Genomic DNA, 16,465 nt, shown 5'->3' on the forward strand with positions numbered 1-16,465 from the left:
GTCAGTCTCCTGTGGCGTAGGGCGCGAGTTCGTCGACTACCTGTTCCATGCCCTCCGAGTCGTCGGCGTCGACCATCGTCGCGTCACGTTCGGAGGGCGCTTTGGGGATGGGGTCGACGCCCGACACGATAGTCGGTGATCCGTCGAGTCCGATGTAGTCCGGGTCGAGATTGAGGTCCTCGTGGTCCCACACCGTGACGTGGTCCTCGTACTCCGCTGCGCGCTCTTTGGTCTCCTCGCGCAGGTCCTTGTGTTTCAGTCGGTGGTTCGCCTTCCGATAACTGGGTTCGTACTCAGGGTCCGCAACGATAAACGCCGGCATCGGCGCTTCGACCGTCTCTATTTCGGAGATGTCGCCTTCGACGAGGCGTTTGGCTCGCACGGTTCTCTCCTCTTCGTCCACGTCGAGCGAGATGACGTGCGTGATGACGGGCCAGTCGAGACACCAGCAGGTCTGGGGGCCGGTGTGGCCGGTCTCCCCGTCCGCGGTCTTGAATCCCGCGAACACGAGGTCCGGTCGGTCGTCGAGTTTCTGCAGGCCCGTGGCAACGGTCATCGCCGTTGCCCACGTGTCCGCCGCGCCCATCTCGCGGTCGGAGAGCAGATAGAGGTCGTCAGCGTAGACGTCGCGCATTCCCTCCTGCAGGACCTCCTTGTAGCCCGGCGGCCCCATGCTCATCAGCGAGACGTGGCCGCCGTTGCGAACCTTCGTCTGAAACGCGGCGCGAAGGGCGTGTTTGTCGTTCGGGTTCATCACCGTCGGCGTCTTGCCGCGTTCGAGGTGGCCGTCCTCGTCGAACGACACCTGCCCCTCGCGGAAATCCGGAACTCCCTTCGTCAGTACTACCGTGTGCATGACTATCGTTCCCCTCGTGTGACTATCTCACCCGGGGCTCCGTAATAGTCTTTTGTGATTATTCGTCGGGGAAAGGACACGTAGCGGCGTCAGATGCGGCCTGCGCGCCCGGCGTCGACGTCGATAGCGTCGACGGGGCAGACGTCGACACAGAGCATGCAGTCGATGCACTGGGCCTCGTTTGCGGGATCGGCCTTGATCTCGCTTTCGGGGTGGTCCGGCGTGTCGACCCACTCGAACACGTCCACGGGACAGTCCTCCAGACACGCCCCGTCCGCGAGACAGATGTCGAAGTCCACGGCGACGTGGGTCCCGTGAATGCCGAGTTTCTCCGGTTCCTCGACCGGTCCCCACACGTCGTGGCCCTCGTGTTCGTCGACGACGTCGCGATTCTCCTCGAAGTTGGAATCAATGGCCATTGATAACTACCCTCACCTTCACTACAGGGATAACCGTGAAAAGATTTGCTACGAACCCGTCAGGGGACGGTCGGCGGCGAGCAGGAACGACCGGAACGAAGCCCTTTCGGCCCGCGCTGCCGAACGGACGGTATGGTCGAACTCGTCGCGGTGCTTGCCGTCGCGTTGCTCGTTCTGGGCGTCGTCGGGAGCGTCGTACCGTTGGTTCCCGGTGCCGTCCTCTCGCTGTCCGGCGTGTACGTCTACTGGTGGGCGACCGGTGATCCGGGTACCCTGGCGCTCGCGGCGTTCACGCTCATCGGCTTTCTGGTTATGATCGTCGACTACTTCGCCGGGACGATCTCGGCGAAAGCAGGCGGCGCGTCGTGGCTGGCGACGGCGCTCGCAAGCGTCGTCGGAGTCGGTACGCTTTTTTTCGCCGGGCCGCTCGGCGCGCTCGTCGGCGTCGCAGTGACGGTGTTTCTCGTCGAGGCCTACCGCGGTAAGAGCCGGTCAGCGGGAGCGAAGGCGGCGCTGTACGCTACCGTCGGCATGCTCGGGTCGACGTTCATGCAGGTCGTGCTTACGACCGCGATGCTTCTCTCGTTCGTCCTAGTCGTGGTGATCTGAGGGTCTTTCGTCGGGGTGACGATCGATTCCGCGACAAGTCTGATGGTTGTTTTCCGAAAGAGAACGGGGACACAAACGTTATTTCGTTCCGGTGTGGAGCGGCCCGTATGGAACGATCAGCGCGGTACGTTCTTGCGCTCGTTGTCGCCGCCGCGGTGACCGGCGGCCTCTACCTCGTCGCGTCGCCGGACGACCGGTTGACGCCCGTCCTCGTGGGCGTCGCCCCCACGTATGCCGTCGCGACGGCCGTCGTACTCCGCCACCCGGACACGTGGCGTGCGAGCGGTAACGTGTGGTCCGGCCTGTTCGTCGGCGCGACGACGTTCGGCGCGTTAATGCTGTTGAACGGCGTCGAACCGACGCCGAACCTCCCCGTCGCGGCGCTCGGATTCGGCCTCGCGTGGACCGGTTTCGCGACCGGGATCGCGTTCGAGCGAGAGGGCGACTGAGCGAGAGACCGCCAGTCGACCGGCACGTGGCGTCGACCTTCTGCCGCGAGCGGCCTACTCGTGGGCGAAGTAGGTCACGGACTCGTCGTCACCGTGTCCGTCGACCCGCGCGAACCCGACACGCACGAACTGCACCATCTCGTCGGCGTCAGTGCCGGCGAACGCCGGTTCCGCGTAGCCCGTCACGTCGCCCTCCGGCGTCCGGAGACGCACGGAGACGGTCTCCTCGCCGGCTGGCACCCAGTGAACCACGTCGGCCTCGCCCGCTCGGACGACTTCGATGTCGTCGTCCGTGTAGCGGAGTTCGCTGCCGGTGTACTCCACGGGGCCGTACCCCTTGAGCCAGAGTTTTTCCCCCGCTTCGGGCAGGTCTGCCGACTCGATCACCACGGCGTCGTCGACGGGGAGCGACCGCCGACCGCGGTCCTCGTGTTCGGGGTGGACCGGCGGCGTCCCCTCGTCAGGTGCGTCGCCGGCGAGAGGGAGTTCGACCGTTCCGAAGTCGCCGTTATCCCCGGATTCGCGAACGAAGAAGTAGCGGTTTGCATCGTCGTCGATCAGGTCGCGGTTGTGCGAGTACACCGCGCTCATCGCCAGGTCGACGTCGCTCGTAGAGGTGCCGAGTTCGACCATCGCATCGGTGATGGCCTCCCCGCGGATCCCGCGGCGTCGGAAGGCCGCGACGGTGGGGGCTCGCGGGTCGTCCCAGCCGTCGAGTTCGCCCTCGTCGATGAGCCGTTTGATAGTCGAGGTGGACATCTTCACGTCGAAGGCGTCGATCTGGACGTGGCCCCAGTGGAGCACCTCGGGGTACTCCCAGCCGAAGTAGTCGTAGACGAACCGCTGGCGCTTCGCGGAGTCCTGCAGATCGATCCCCCTGATTATGTGCGTGACGTCGAGGAGGTGGTCGTCGACGCCGCTCTGGAAGTCGAGCATCGGCCAGCACCGGTACTCGGACGCCTCCTCACGCGGATGGGGCGTGTCGATCATGCGGAACGCGACCCAGTCACGAAGCGCCGGGTTCTTGTGCTCGATGTCGGTCCGGACCCGCAGCACCATCTCGCCGCTGTCGTACTCGCCGTCGACCATCGCCTCGAACTCCGACAGCGTCGTCTCGGCGTCCTTGTCGCGGTGGGGGCACGCCTCGCCGCTGTTTTTCATGTCGGAGAAATCGCCCTGCGGGCACGAACAGGTGTACGCGCCGCCTTTCTCGATCAGGTCGCGGGCGTGGTCGTAGTAGGTCTCCATCCGGTCGCTGGCGCGGTAGACGGCGTCCGGGTCGAAGCCGAGATACTCGATGTCCTCGATGATCTGGTCGTAGGCGTCGAGGTCGGGCCGCTTTGTCTCGGGGTCGGTGTCGTCGAACCGGACGCAGAACCAGCCGTCGTACATCTCCTTGTACGTCCCGATGACGGCGGGCATCCGCGCGTGGCCGATGTGCCACGGGCCGTTGGGGTTCGGCGCGACGCGCATCCGGATCTCGTCGTATTCGTCGCCGTCCTGACGAGCCAGCGAGTCGGGGCTCGTGGAGCTTGGCTCCACAACGTTCGGCAGGTCCGGTAGAGCCTGATCGTCGCTTTCGTCCTCAGCCAGGATCTCCTCCAGTTCGTCCGGCGCGAGTTCCTCCAGGCGTTCGACTCGCTCCTCGTGGGAGAGGTCGTTGACCTCCGCGATGACGCCGCCCGCGACGCCGGGAACCTCGTCGCCGTGCTCCCGGAACTCCGGGTTCTCGCCCATCAGCGGCCCCATGATCGCGCCGACGTCGGCGTCGCTCTCGTGTTTCACTGCGTTGAGCAACGCGTGTTTCTCGGCGGCCGTCTCTATGCTCTCTCGGAGTTCCTGATCCATTACGTCGGGCTACCGGGGCCGGAGACAAAATCCCCGCGGATCCGTTTTCCCCCGTTCTCGGGCCATTCCCCGCGGCTTTCTTGTGGACAGACCGGCAAGATACGGCAATGGCAAGTACGGGAAGCGGTCTGGACCGAAACCGGATCGCGTGGTGGGCGGTCGCCGCCGTTCTGTTCGCCGCCCTGGGGACGGTGGTGTACACCTACATCGGAACGTTCGTCCTCGGGCTGTTCGTCTACTACGCGACACGGCGTCTCCACCGGCGGATGCGCGACCGAATCAGCCCGCCGAGCCTCGCCGCCATCGTCTCCCTGCTGACGATATCCGCCCCCGTCCTCCTCTTGTTCGGCTACACCGTCGTCATCGGCGCACAGGAACTCGCCGCGGTCGCACCGAACGCGTCGGCGTACACCGCCGCGCTCGACCCGTACATGGACATCGAGTGGATACAGGACCCCCGGAAGGGGCTCAGCCTGCTAACGGAAAACCCACAACTCCTCCAGGAGTTCGGGTCAGCCGAGGGGATCCGCGATGCCGTAAACGCCGTCACGACCTACCTCGGCGTCATCGTCAACGCCCTCCTGCACCTCTTTGTCGCCCTCGCCATCGGGTTCTACCTCCTGCGCGACGACCGCCGGTTCTCCCGGTGGTTCCGCTCGGAGTTCGCCGGAGAGGGGTCTGCGACCGCCGCGTATCTCACCGCCGTCGATCGCAACCTCGACTCGATCTACTTCGGAAACATCCTCTTTGCCGCCGCAAACGCAGTCGTCGGAACCGTCGTGTACAACGCACTCAGCCTGTTCGCTCCGCCGGAACTCGGCGTTCCCGTCCCGACGCTACTGGGCCTGCTCACCGGGGCCGGGAGTCTCGTCCCCGTCGTCGGGATGAAGATCGTCTGGGTCCCCGCGGCGCTGTATCTCATCGTTGTCGCCGCCGTTACCGACCCGTCGTTGCTGTGGTTCGGTCTGCTCTTTGCCGGCGTCGTGTTCCTGTTCGTCGACACGGTTCCCGAGGTACTCCTGCGGCCGTACATCTCCGGTCGAGACCTGCACGTCGGCCTGGTCCTCTTCGCCTACATCTTCGGCCCGCTCCTGTTCGGATGGTACGGCCTCTTCCTCGGCCCGCTGATCATCGTTCTGGTCGTCGAGTTCGTCCGAATCATCCTCCCAGAGCTCGTCCGCGGCGAACCACTGACGCCGACGACGTCCGCTCCGCCCCCGGCGGAACTCGACCCGCCTGAAAGCAACGCGGGCGGCACCGCCGACGCGGACGACGACGACGTACTCCCACCGGAGTCGGAGGAAAGAGCGACCGCCGGCGCGGACGAGTCGGCGGCGGGAACGGTAGACGGCGCGTCGACGGACGACCCGGAAGAGTCGCCGTCGGACGACCCCCGTTCGGACGAGTCGCCCACTGACTGACCAACGGACGCAGCATCCGCCGCGACGACCGAACGGCCCTGTGCAGCGCGGCCGGTTTTTTGTCCACCGAGACCGTCGCCCGCGCATGGGCAGAGTCAACGCCGACGAGATGGAGTGGACGACTCTGGAGGAAGGCGAGACGTTCTTCAAGCGCAAACAGCTGGGCGACGCCGCAGGCGGCGAGCGGATCGGCTGTAGCCTGTACGAGATACCCGCCGGGCGACGGTCCTGGCCGTACCACTATCACACCGGAAACGAAGAGGCGATATTCGTCCTCGACGGTCGCGGGACGCTCAGACTCGACGGCGAGTCGATGCCGCTGGCACCGGGCGATTACGTGGCGCTCCCGGGGAACGAGCGCGGCGCGCACCGCGTCGTCAACGATTCCGATGGAGCGCTCAGATATCTGATGCCCTCGACGATGGACGAACCGGACGTGACGGTGTATCCCGACACGGGGAAGATCGGTGTGTTCGTCGGTGCGGCACCCGGCGGCAGGGGCGAACGGAGCCTCCAGGGCTACTACCAAACCGACGACACCGTCGACTACTGGACGAACGACGGGTCGACGGACTGACCGCTGTCGAAGAGCGAACTCGGAGAGAAGGGACCGGTCACAGGGACTGTTGTCGTTCAGTTCGGCAGGTCGCCGACGCGGGGTCGGCGACCATCGGTACACAGTGACACTGATCCCTATCAGTGTCCCCGTTCGATGAGGTAGTCCGCTATCTGCTCCAGCAGCCGCCGGGCATCGTTTTCGGGCAGGACCTCCAGCCGGTCCTTCCCCGTCTCGACGAGTTCCTGTGCCGTCTCTTTGGCGTAGTCGATGCTACCGGCCGCTTCGAGCGCCTCGACGGCCTCGTCGATCTCCGCTTCGGTGACGGCGTCGACATCGTCGGTCCCGACCAACGAGTCGACGTCGACGCCCTGTTTGCGGGCGTGCAGGGTGATCAGTGTCTGCTTGTTCTCGACGAGGTCGCTCCCGCGCTGTTTGCCGAGCTGTTCGCTCGGGACCGTCAGGTCGAGAACGTCGTCCTGGATCTGGAACGCCCGGCCGACGTCTAAGCCGTAGCCGTACAGGGCGTCGACGGTTTCCTCGTCGGCACCCAGCAGGATCGCCGGAAGCGCGGCGCTTGCGGCGTACAGCACGGCCGTCTTCTGTTCGACCATCCGGAGATACTCCTCCGGAAGCACGTCCGTCCGAGTCTCGAACTCGACGTCCAGCGACTGCCCTTCGCAGATCTGCGTACAGGTGTTTGCCAGCACGTCGAGCGCCTCCACCGACCGCTCCGCCGGCGCACCGGTCTCCAGCATGATCTCGAACGCCTTCGAGTACAGCGTGTCGCCGGCGAGGATCGCCGTTTCGAGGTCGTACTCGCGGTGAACTGCGGGGACGCCGCGGCGCAGGTCGTCGTCGTCCATGATGTCGTCGTGGATCAGCGTAAACGACTGGATCACTTCCACGCTGACCGCGGCGGACATGATGTCTATCTCCTCGCCCGAGAGGTCGGGGAACGACCGGTAATCCGCCGTCTGGTGTGACTCCTCCGCAAGCGACTCGGCGACTGCGAGCAGGACCGTCGGCCGGAGGCGCTTCCCGCCGGCATCGAGGAGATACCGAGAGGCTTCGTACAGACGTTCCGGCTCCGCTATCGGCAGCGACTCCGAGATGGCTTCGTTGACCGTTTCGCGCCGCTCGGCGACCGCCGACAGCACCGTCTCTTCGCGCGCCTCGGGACTCGTCATTACTTATTCGACCAGTTGGATCAGATTTCCGTTTCGAGTGACGTGCAGGTCGCGGCCCATCTTGTACCCCTCGCTCTCGCAGAGGTTGACGTACGACGAGTAGCCGCTCATGTCCTGGTGCGCCGGGATGACGTTCTGGGGCTGGAGTGCGTCCAGCATCTCGTAGTGGCCCTCCTGGTTCAGGTGGCCGGAGACGTGGATGTCGTCGTAGATGCGCGCGCCCTGCATGCGAAGGAGACGCTCGGACTGGTAGCGCTGGCCCTCGTTCGTCGGCTCCGGGATGACCCGTGCCGAGAAGACGACTTTGTCGCCGTCTTCCAGTTCGTACGGCGTCTCGCCGCGGCCCATACGCGTAAGCATCGCGCGGGGTTCGCCCTGGTGTCCCGTCACGACGGGGAGGTAATCCTCCTTGCCCTCCTTCATGATCCGCTTGAACGTGCGGTCGACTGACTTGCGGTGGCCGAACATCCCCAAGTCCTCGGGGAAGTCGACGAAGTCGAGTCGCTCGGCCGTACCGGAGTACTTCTCCATCGAGCGGCCCAGAAGCACCGGCTGACGGCCGATGTCCTTGGCGAACTCGACGAGACTGCGGACGCGCGCGATGTGACTGGAGAACGTCGTCGCGACGATACCGCCGTCGTAGTCCTCCATCGAGTACAGCGCGTCCTTCAGGTGACGCCGCGCGACGGATTCGCTCGGCGTCCGGCCTTTCTTGTTGGCGTTGGTACAGTCCTCGATGTAACAGAGGACGCCCTCGCCCTCGCGGCCGATCTCTCGGAACCGCTTCATGTCGATGGGGTCGCCGATGACCGGCGTGTGGTCCATCCGCTTGTCGAGGCCGTACACGATAGCGCCCTCGGGCGTGTGCAGAACCGGGTTGATCGCGTCGATGATCGAGTGAGTGACGTTGACGAACTCGAGTTCGTTCCGCTCACCGATAGACATCGTCTCGCCCGCTTCCATCTTCACGAGGTTGTTCTCGACGCCGAACTTCTGCTCGCTCTCTATCTGCTGTTTCACCAGTTCGATAGTGAAGGGCGTCGCGACGATTGGCGCGTTGTAGCGGTGGGCGAGTTTGCTGATCGCACCGATGTGGTCGAGGTGACCGTGGGTCGGCACGATGGCTTTCACGTCGCCTTCGAGTTCGCTCATCACCCGGTCGTCGGGGATAGCGCCCATGTCGATCAGGTCGAGGCTGTGCATCTTCTCGGTCTCGACGTTGTCGTGGATGAGAACCTGCGAGAGGTTCAGACCCATGTCGAAGATGACAACGTCGTCACCCGCGCGAACGGCCGTCATCTGCCGGCCGACTTCTTCGTAACCGCCGATGGTTGCAATTTCGATTTCCATTGTTTGATCCGAGCATCGAAAGCCACGGTGGGTGGCGATGTCGCTCACTGAAACCCCCGCGGGGTGTGGATACGTCGACCCCGGCGTCTTACAGCACGTCGGCCACGCACCCGCTATGCACGACGGTCTGTACAGTCGTGCACTTGCCCGCGGGTTTCCGTTACTCGTTCCTACACACCCTGCTCTTAAAAACTGCGTGGGTTAGGCGATGGATGTACGTTTCCACCATCGTACGACCTGACGTTCCCGAATACGGTCGTTTCGAATTCGTGATACAGCAATATGCGCCCGCACAACGTTCTACGAGGACAACGATATGGAGACGTGGGACACGTACTGGAACGCAAACGTTGAGCCGGTCTCGGGGGTCTTTCGGCCCGATCTCACCGCTACTCGATGGTCGTCCCCGGCCGCTCGCCGGCGAGGAACGCGTCCAGGCCGTCGAGGTCGAACACCGAGGCCGGGCGGTCCAGCGCAAGCAACTCCCGTACTTTCCCCGCCATGCCGCCGCTGACGTCCGTCGCGTCACTTCCTCCGAGAGCGTCTGCCACGTCGCCGAACGCGTCGATACGAGGGATCACGTCGCCGTCGGCGTCGAGAACGCCCGGCACCGTCGAACAGACGCCGATGCGGTCCGCGCCAATCGCTTTTCCGACGTGCGTGACTATCTCGTCGCCGGAAAGCACTGTGACGCCTTTCCCCTCGTGGGCGACCACGTCGCCGTGAAGCACCGGAACGAACCCCTCTCCGAGCATCGTCGAGACCTGGTCGGTCGGGAGCGATAGCCGCGCCGCGTCAGCACGGGCCGCCGCGGAAAGAGGGTGAACAGGGAGCGCGGGAACGTCCCGTTCGCGCAGGCGCTCGACGACGAACCGGTTCAACGTCGTCATCGCGCCGTGGATGGCGAGCGCCCCGTCCGCGTCCTGCGTTCCATCGGTCGTCGAAACACCGTGTTCGTCGGCGTGAGGGTGGCCGAAGCTGCCGCCGCCGTGAACGACGACGAGGTCGTCGGTCGACGCGTCGGCGATGTGGTCGGCCGCGCGGTCGAGCGCCCGTCCGTCAAGCGTCTCGTCGCGCTCTTTGTCCGTGATGACGCTTCCACCGAGTTTGACGACGGTGGTCACGACGACTCCACCCGGACTCCGTCCGTTGCTAGTTCCGCGCGGAACGCCGTCTCGCATCCGGGCGTGAACTCGAGTGCGGTTTCGGTCTCGTCCGTCTCGTCCAGCGCGACGATGCAACCGCCGCCGCCCGCGCCGGTGAGTTTCGCGCCGCGAGCGCCGGCGTCGCGGGCCGCCCACACCATCGAATCCAGTGACCGCGAGGAGACGCCGAGCGCCTCCAGCAGACCGTGGTTGAAGTCCATCAGGTCGCCGAGTTCGTCGATCCGGTCGCTCTCTGGGTCCTCGGCGGCGTCCGCGAGTACCTGTTCGCCCCGCCGGACGATGTCGCCGATGGCCTCGACCGTATCCGCCGCGAACCCGTACTCGTCGCGGAGTTCTCGGACGCCCGCGACGAGTTTCCCGGTGTCGCCCGCGCCGCCGTCGAAGCCGATGACGAACGGGAGGTCCGGCGCGCCGATCCCGCGGCAGTCGTCGCCCTCGACGCGGACGGCACCGCCCGTCGCCGAGCAGAACGTGTCCGCGCGGGAGGCCTGCCCCTTCTGTACGTCGTACTCCGCGCGGAACGCGCGGTCGGCGATCGTTTCGGACGACAGTTCGACACCGAGTTCACGCGTGGCCGCGTCGATACCCGCTACCGTCACGGCGGCCGACGACCCCAGTCCGGCCCCGAGCGGTATGTCGCTCGCTATCGAAACGTCGAACCCCACCGCAGGCGCGTCCTCACCGCGCTGTTCGGCGACGGCGTCGCGGGCCTGATCGACGGCGGCGTCGACGTACCCCATCGCCGCCTCGACCAGCGACTCAGAGACGTCGATGTCCGGGTGCCCGTCGGCGTCGCCGCTGTACTCGACGGTGAACCCGTCGAGCGAGAGGTCCTCCGCGTGGACCCGTAGTTTGCTGTCGGACCGCTGCTCGACGGTGACGCTCGCGCGCCGCTCGATGGCGCACGGGACTGCCGGTTCGCCGTAGACGACCGCGTGCTCCCCGAACAGATACACCTTGCCGGGAGCGCTCGACGTGACCATACCGGCCCCTGCGCGCCGAGGTGGTTAGGGGTTTTCGGACCGTCGCTCGCTCTCACTCCGGTTACGACCGCTCCTCGACGCGCATCGTCATCGTCTGTTTCGGATGGACCGTCAGCGACGGGAGCAGTTCCAGCGGCGTCTCTCCGACGAAGTCGAGACGGTAGTCGCCGGCGACGGTCGCCACTATCAGTTTCGCCTCCAGCAGCGCCAGGTGCTTACCGATGCAGTGACGCGGTCCACCGCCGAACGGGAAGTACGCGAACCGCGGACGCTCATTCGCGCGCTCCGGCCGCCAGCGTTCCGGGTCGAACCTCTCGGGGTCGTCCCAGAACCGCTCCGAGCGGTGCACGCCCCACTGCGGAAGCATCAGAGACGTTCCGGCGTCGACGTCGTAGCCCGCGAGCGTCACGTCGTCAGTCGGTTCGCGGAAGATAGTGTACACGGGCGGGTAGAGCCGCATCGCTTCCTGTATCACCCAGTCGACGTACTCGAACTCGCGGACGTGTTCCATCCCGGGCCGGTCGTCGCCAACCACGGCGTCGACCTCCTCGTGGACGCGACGCTCCGCCTCGGGATGCTCCGACAGCAGGAACCAGGTGTACGTCAGCGTCAGCGCCGTGGTGTCGTGGCCCGCAAGCAGCATCGTCATCATCTCGTCGCGCAACTGGTCCGGGGACTGCGCGCCCTCGTCTCGGGCGCGCATGAGAACCGAGAGGAAGTCCGTCGGGCCGTCCTCGCCGCCCGTCGTTCCCTCTCGTACAGCGATGATCTCGTCTAACACGTCGTCGAGCGTGGAGACGGCCCGCTCGAACTCCGCGTCGCCCGGCATCGGTGCCCACTCGGGCGCTGCGAACCGGATCGGATCCGGTTCGAATCGGGCACCCAGCGGCTCAAGTTGCTCCTGTATCGTCCGAACGCGACTGTCGGGCAACTCGACGCCCATCATCAGATCGAGAATGACGTCCAGCGTCACGCGCGTCATCGCGTCTTCGACATCTATCGTCTCGCCGGCGGTCCAGGAACCCACGCGGTCCGCGGCGTGGCCGGTGATCCGGTCTGCCATCCCGGCGAGTCGAGCCATCGAGAACGACGGCTGAGCCAGGTCACGCTGACGTTCCCACGTCTCACCCTCGGAAAGCAACAGACCGTCTCCGAGCAGGTCACCCAGCGCGTCTCCCTGGAAGTCGGGTTTGCGGAACCGGTCGGCCTCCGAGACCAGCACGCGTTCGATGGCAGTCGGCGAACAGAGCACGTACGTGTCCATCGGCCCCATATCGAACCGCGATACGTCGCCGTAAGCCTCCTCCAGCGACTCGATGAACCGGAACGGGTTCCGCGAGTATCTTCGACTGTCGCCGAACAACGGTTCCCCGCTCGGTCCAGGGGGTGTTTCGGACATCGTCCAGGCTAGGGACCGAAACCGCTTGAAACTGGGGGCGTGCCCCTCGGCCACCGTTATACCCGTCTCGACGTCGTACAGCGAGCGATGGACGCGGACACAAGCACCGGACGCCATCTCGGCGCGCAGTTGATGACTGTCGGAGGGGCCCTGTTCGTCGGATACGGGATATATTCGCTTCTCCGGACCGTTCTCGGCATCCGGTACGAGGTCGGTGTGGAATCGCTCGCCGAATCGACAGCGCCGGATCCGGCGCTGTTCGACTATCTCGACCACCTCCACGTCGCGTTCAGCGGCTTCATGATCGCCACCGGTATCGCCGTCGTCAGCCTCGCGTGGTACGGCGTCCGGCGGGGCTACCCATGGGCGTGGTCGACTGCGGTCCTGACCGCGACGGTCGCACTGGTGACGGCGATTCCCGTCCACTTCGGCGCGGCGTTCGACTACGACCACCTGATCCATCTCGGACCGCTCTACCTCGCAGCGGTCGCGTTCGCCGCCGGAGCCGCCGTCTCGGGCCGCGCTCTGCACTGGCAGGCGCGCACGCCGGAGGACGACAACGTCGAAACGTAGCTGACAGGCCGCCGTCAGGCGATCTATCGGTCAACCTTCGACACAGCGCCGCCGCTTGCGAACGGACGTGATACCGAAAACAGTTCGAATCGACGTTTAAATCCCGCTCTCGAAGTCGTCGAGCGAGTAGGCGGGTTCGGCACCGCGGCGGTCCAGCGTCTCGTTGGCGAGGAGCCAGTAGACGACCGAAAGCGCCTTTCGACCCTTGTTGTTCGTCGGGACTGCGAGGTCGACGTTGCCGAGGCCGTTGTTGGAGTCACACATCGCGATGACCGGGATGCCGACCGTGATAGCCTCCTTGACGGCCTGGGCGTCGCCGATGGGGTCGGTGACGACCAGTACGTCCGGCTCGATGTACCCCTCGTACTTGGGGTTGGTCAGCGTGCCCGGGATGAACCGACCGGTGCGGGCGCGAGCGCCCACCGCGTCGGCGAACTTCTCGGCCGGGAAGCGACCGTACTGGCGCGACGACGTGATGAGTATCTGCTCCGGGTCGTAGTTCGCCAGGAAGTTCGCGGCGGTCCGGATCCGACTGTCCGTCTTCGAGACGTCCAGCACGTACAGACCGTCGGTACGGACTCGGTGGATGTACCGGCTCATGTCCTTGGTCTTCTGCTGGGTCCCGATGTGGACCCCCGCGCCGAGGTAGTCCTCGACGGGGATGAGGAGGTCGGCCTCCTCGTCGGACATGACGTCCTCGTCTAGCTGTGGTTCGTCCTCGGTCGCCGCTTCGGCGTCCTCGGGGGTCGCTTCCTCCGCGGGCTCCGCGTCCTCGGTCTGAGCCGCCGGACCGGCACCCTCTGCCGGTTCGGGGTCGACCTCTTCTTCGGCCGCGTCGAGCCCTTCCTGTTCTGCGTCGTTCTCTGTCATAGTGCGTCGTCCGCGATGCGGATGAGTTCGTTGAGTTTGGCGGTTCGCTCGCCGCCGACCGTCCCCGTCTTGATGAACGGGGCGTCGGTCGCGACGGCGAGGTGTGCGATGGTCGCGTCCTCCGTCTCGCCACTGCGGTGGGAGACAACGGCGTCGTAGCCGTGTTCCTCGGCCAGTTCGATGGCGTCGAAGGCGTCGGTCAGCGTGCCGATCTGGTTGGGCTTGATCAGGATGCTGTTGCCAGCGCCCTGATCGATGCCCGTCTGCAGGCGGTCCGTGTTCGTGACGAACAGGTCGTCGCCGCAGACGAGCGTCCGGTCGCCGACCCGGTCCGTCAGGTCGGCGAACGCCTCGTAATCGTCCTCGTCGAGCGGGTCCTCTACGTAGACGAGGTCGTACTCCGAGACGAGGTCGGCGATGTAGTCGATCTGTTCGTCCGTGTCACGGACGCGGTCGCCGTACACGTAGCCGCCGGCGTCAGCGTCGTACAGTTCGGCACCGGCCACGTCGAGGCCGAATCCGATCTCGAAGCCGAACTCGCCGCTGACGGTGTCGACCGCCTCGGCCATGATATCGAACGCCTCGGCGTCGTCGATAGAGGGCGCCCACGCGCCCTCGTCGCCTTTGCCCGAGGGGACGCCGCGCTCTTCGAGGATGTCGGCGACCTCCTGGTGGACGGCAGCGTTTGCGAAGACGGCGTCGGAGACGCTCGGCGCGCCGACCGGCGCGGCGAGGAACTCCTGGATGTGGGTTGCGTCCGCAGCGTGTTCGCCGCCGCCGATGACGTTGCCAAGCGGCGTCGGGAAGTTCTCTCCGCGGAACGTGCCGCCGAGATGCTGGTACGTCGGCGCGCCGATCACGTCGGCACCGGCTTTCGCCGCAGCCATGCTGATGGCGACGGCGCTGTTCGCACCGATCTCCGAGAAGTCGTCGGTGCCGTCCGCGCCGCGCAAGGCGTTGTCCACGTCTCGCTGATTGCCCGCGTACACCTGCCCTTCGAGACGAGGCACGGCGAGTTCTCGGGCCTTCGCGATCGCCTCGTTCGGGGGAAGCTCGATAGCCTCGTACTCGCCCGTGCTCGCGCCGCTCGGGGCCGCCGCCCGGCCGAAGCCGCCGCTCTCGGTGAGGACGTCCGCCTCGACGGTCGGGTTCCCCCTGGAATCGAGCACGCGACGCAGTCGCACGGTAGTTATCAACGTCACGTCGAATCCCTCGTGACTGTAAACGGCAACACGCCTGCGTCGTACTCCTCCGCGGCGATCAGGATCGGCTCGGTCTGGTCGGTGTCGATGAGCACCGGTGCGCCGTACGACACCTGCAGCGCTCTCGCGCCCAGGATCCGCGCTTTCTCGTATCGGGTGAAGCGTTCTGATCGCGACATTACTGATAGGGGGAGACGATGTCGACGAGGTCCTTGTGAGACACGATCATCCGCCGACAGCAGTGGCGCTCGACGCCGAGGTCGTCGAGGACCGCTTCGGGGTCCTCGTCTCCCTCTCGTGCGCGTGCCTTGAACTCTTCCCAGTGTTCACCCACGACGTTGCCGCACGTGAAACACCGGACAGGTACCATCATGGGTTAGCGGTAGGACTTCTGGTAGCGGGCCCGCGCCCCGGGGCCGCCCCACTTCTTGGGTTCGGACTGCCGGACGTCGTTGACCAGCAGGGAACGGTCGAACTCCATGAACGAGTCGCGGAGTTCGGCGTCGCCCAGGTGCTGGACGATGCCGCGGGCGATAGCGGTTCGGACCGCGTCCGCCTGCCCGCTGATGCCGCCGCCCTCGACGCTGATGTCGACGTCCACCTGCTCGCGCTCCTCACCGGCGATGCGGAACGGCTCCAGCATCTTCAGGCGCGCGAGTTCCGGTTCGACCAGCTCGACTGGCTGGGAGTTGATGCGGACCTTGCCGTCGCCGTCGCGAACGGTCGCGCGGGCGATGGCGGTCTTTTTCTTGCCGCTCGTGTTGGTTACCATGTGACGTTAGCACCCAGTTCGTTGCTGACCTCGCCCAGATGGACGAAGCGGATGTTCGACAGGCGATCCAGCGACGTTCCGTCGAGGATCTCCCCGTCGCGGTCGTGGGGGTTGCCCACGTAGACGCGGACGTTCTCGAACGCCTCGCGGCCGCGTTTCTTCTTGTAGGGGAGCATCCCGCGGATCGACCGCTTGAGGATCTCGTCCGGCCGCTTCGGGTAGTACGGCCCGCTGTCGGAGCCGAGTTCCCGGCGCTTCCGGTACTTGCTCATGATGTCGTCCTCGTCGCCAGTGATGACCGCGTCCTCCGCGTTGATCACGGCCACGCGCTCACCGTTCAGTGCTTTCTCCGCCACCTGACTTGCGACGCGGCCGAGGATGCAGTCGCGCGCATCTACGGCGACGTCCGCTTCGAACTCTGCGATACTCATCGGATCACCCGCACGTTGCTACCTTCGGGGTTCTGTTCGATTGCCTGTGCCAGATCTATCGTCTCGCCGACCTTCTCGATCTTCGTTTCGGCCGTCGACGAGAAGTCGACGGCGGCGACGGTGACGTTCTTCTGTATTGCACCGCTCCCGAGAACCTTGCCCGGCACGATGACCGTCTCGTCTTCCCGGGCGTACCGTTCGATTCGGCCCAGGTTGACTTCGGCGTGCGTGCTGCGTGGTTTCTCGAGGCGGGCCGCCACGTCCTTCCAGACGTTGGCGTCAGAATCCCGCGCCACCGATTTCAGCTCGGCGACAAGACTGCTCAGCCTCGGATTTGTCTTACTCATAACGTATCCTCATTGAAGAAGTGA

At 65.5% G+C, this 16,465-nt stretch carries 20 protein-coding genes; 5 read left to right on the forward strand and 15 right to left on the reverse strand.

What is annotated here, in order from left to right:
* Position 1: 1 nt before the first annotated feature.
* Positions 2-856 carry an electron transfer flavoprotein subunit beta/FixA family protein gene (locus tag SM753_RS00510; RefSeq protein WP_135534133.1) on the reverse strand — a complete coding sequence of 285 codons (855 nt, stop codon included), beginning with the start codon at positions 854-856 and terminating at the stop codon, positions 2-4.
* Positions 857-945: 89 nt separating this feature from the next.
* Positions 946-1,275, reverse strand: coding sequence for a ferredoxin family protein (locus tag SM753_RS00515; RefSeq protein ID WP_135534134.1), 330 nt, complete (start codon positions 1,273-1,275; stop codon positions 946-948).
* 132 nt (positions 1,276-1,407) lie between these two features.
* Here SM753_RS00515 and SM753_RS00520 point away from each other — a divergent pair, with 132 nt between their 5' ends.
* The gene (locus SM753_RS00520) at positions 1,408-1,884 is read left to right on the forward strand and encodes a DUF456 domain-containing protein (protein ID WP_323190147.1); all 477 of its coding nucleotides are present in this window, start codon (positions 1,408-1,410) and stop codon (positions 1,882-1,884) included.
* Between the two features lie 107 nt (positions 1,885-1,991).
* Entirely contained in the window at positions 1,992-2,333 is a 342-nt protein-coding gene (locus SM753_RS00525) for a hypothetical protein (protein WP_323190148.1), read from the forward strand.
* 54 nt (positions 2,334-2,387) lie between these two features.
* Here the strand turns inward: SM753_RS00525 and SM753_RS00530 are convergent, their stop codons facing one another.
* The gene (locus tag SM753_RS00530) at positions 2,388-4,181 is read right to left on the reverse strand and encodes a glutamate--tRNA ligase (protein ID WP_323190149.1); all 1,794 of its coding nucleotides are present in this window, start codon (positions 4,179-4,181) and stop codon (positions 2,388-2,390) included.
* A 107-nt stretch (positions 4,182-4,288) separates the two neighbouring features.
* Between SM753_RS00530 and SM753_RS00535 the strand changes: the two genes are divergently transcribed.
* The gene (locus SM753_RS00535; RefSeq protein ID WP_323190150.1) at positions 4,289-5,602 is read left to right on the forward strand and encodes an AI-2E family transporter; all 1,314 of its coding nucleotides are present in this window, start codon (positions 4,289-4,291) and stop codon (positions 5,600-5,602) included.
* Between the two features lie 85 nt (positions 5,603-5,687).
* On the forward strand, positions 5,688-6,179 hold the full coding sequence (locus tag SM753_RS00540; protein ID WP_135534139.1) for a cupin domain-containing protein: 492 nt from the start codon (positions 5,688-5,690) through the stop codon (positions 6,177-6,179).
* 119 nt (positions 6,180-6,298) lie between these two features.
* On the opposite strand, the gene SM753_RS00545 is transcribed toward SM753_RS00540, so the two are convergent.
* The 5 genes from SM753_RS00545 to SM753_RS00565 form a co-directional block, all read right to left on the reverse strand.
* Complete coding sequence (locus SM753_RS00545) at positions 6,299-7,348, reverse strand: geranylfarnesyl diphosphate synthase (RefSeq protein WP_323190151.1); 1,050 nt, start codon at positions 7,346-7,348, stop codon at positions 6,299-6,301.
* A gap of 3 nt (positions 7,349-7,351) precedes the next feature.
* Positions 7,352-8,698 carry an RNase J family beta-CASP ribonuclease gene (locus SM753_RS00550; RefSeq protein WP_135534141.1) on the reverse strand — a complete coding sequence of 449 codons (1,347 nt, stop codon included), beginning with the start codon at positions 8,696-8,698 and terminating at the stop codon, positions 7,352-7,354.
* Between the two features lie 389 nt (positions 8,699-9,087).
* Positions 9,088-9,822, reverse strand: a complete 735-nt coding sequence (locus SM753_RS00555; protein ID WP_323190152.1) for an isopentenyl phosphate kinase — start codon at positions 9,820-9,822, stop codon at positions 9,088-9,090.
* Entirely contained in the window at positions 9,819-10,847 is a 1,029-nt protein-coding gene (gene mvk / locus SM753_RS00560) for a mevalonate kinase (protein ID WP_323190153.1), read from the reverse strand. The genes SM753_RS00555 and mvk overlap by 4 nt, the downstream gene beginning before the upstream one ends.
* 61 nt (positions 10,848-10,908) lie before the next feature.
* Entirely contained in the window at positions 10,909-12,246 is a 1,338-nt protein-coding gene (locus tag SM753_RS00565; protein ID WP_323190154.1) for a cytochrome P450, read from the reverse strand.
* An 87-nt stretch (positions 12,247-12,333) separates the two neighbouring features.
* Between SM753_RS00565 and SM753_RS00570 the strand changes: the two genes are divergently transcribed.
* Positions 12,334-12,819 (forward strand): hypothetical protein, encoded by a 486-nt coding sequence (locus SM753_RS00570; RefSeq protein ID WP_323190155.1) that lies wholly within the window; start codon positions 12,334-12,336, stop codon positions 12,817-12,819.
* 96 nt (positions 12,820-12,915) lie between these two features.
* Here the strand turns inward: SM753_RS00570 and rpsB are convergent, their stop codons facing one another.
* From rpsB to SM753_RS00605, 7 genes are read right to left on the reverse strand one after another with little or no spacing between them, the layout of a single operon-like run.
* Positions 12,916-13,689, reverse strand: a complete 774-nt coding sequence (gene rpsB, locus SM753_RS00575) for a 30S ribosomal protein S2 (protein WP_135534145.1) — start codon at positions 13,687-13,689, stop codon at positions 12,916-12,918.
* Positions 13,686-14,891 carry a phosphopyruvate hydratase gene (gene eno, locus SM753_RS00580; RefSeq protein ID WP_138797458.1) on the reverse strand — a complete coding sequence of 402 codons (1,206 nt, stop codon included), beginning with the start codon at positions 14,889-14,891 and terminating at the stop codon, positions 13,686-13,688. Before eno ends, rpsB begins: the two co-directional genes overlap by 4 nt.
* Positions 14,888-15,070 carry a DNA-directed RNA polymerase subunit K gene (locus SM753_RS00585; protein WP_135534147.1) on the reverse strand — a complete coding sequence of 61 codons (183 nt, stop codon included), beginning with the start codon at positions 15,068-15,070 and terminating at the stop codon, positions 14,888-14,890. Before SM753_RS00585 ends, eno begins: the two co-directional genes overlap by 4 nt.
* Complete coding sequence (locus tag SM753_RS00590; RefSeq protein ID WP_135534148.1) at positions 15,070-15,264, reverse strand: DNA-directed RNA polymerase subunit N; 195 nt, start codon at positions 15,262-15,264, stop codon at positions 15,070-15,072. Before SM753_RS00590 ends, SM753_RS00585 begins: the two co-directional genes overlap by 1 nt.
* Positions 15,265-15,267: 3 nt before the next feature.
* A complete protein-coding gene (locus SM753_RS00595; RefSeq protein WP_135534149.1) occupies positions 15,268-15,663 on the reverse strand; it encodes a 30S ribosomal protein S9 in 396 nt (131 codons plus the stop codon).
* Complete coding sequence (locus SM753_RS00600; RefSeq protein WP_138797459.1) at positions 15,657-16,094, reverse strand: 50S ribosomal protein L13; 438 nt, start codon at positions 16,092-16,094, stop codon at positions 15,657-15,659. Before SM753_RS00600 ends, SM753_RS00595 begins: the two co-directional genes overlap by 7 nt.
* Positions 16,091-16,441, reverse strand: a complete 351-nt coding sequence (locus tag SM753_RS00605; protein WP_138797460.1) for a 50S ribosomal protein L18e — start codon at positions 16,439-16,441, stop codon at positions 16,091-16,093. The genes SM753_RS00600 and SM753_RS00605 overlap by 4 nt, the downstream gene beginning before the upstream one ends.
* Between the last annotated feature and the right edge of the window lie 24 nt (positions 16,442-16,465).

This window comes from Halostella sp. PRR32 (assembly GCF_034808085.1).
GTDB lineage: Archaea > Halobacteriota > Halobacteria > Halobacteriales > Natronoarchaeaceae > Halostella > Halostella pelagica.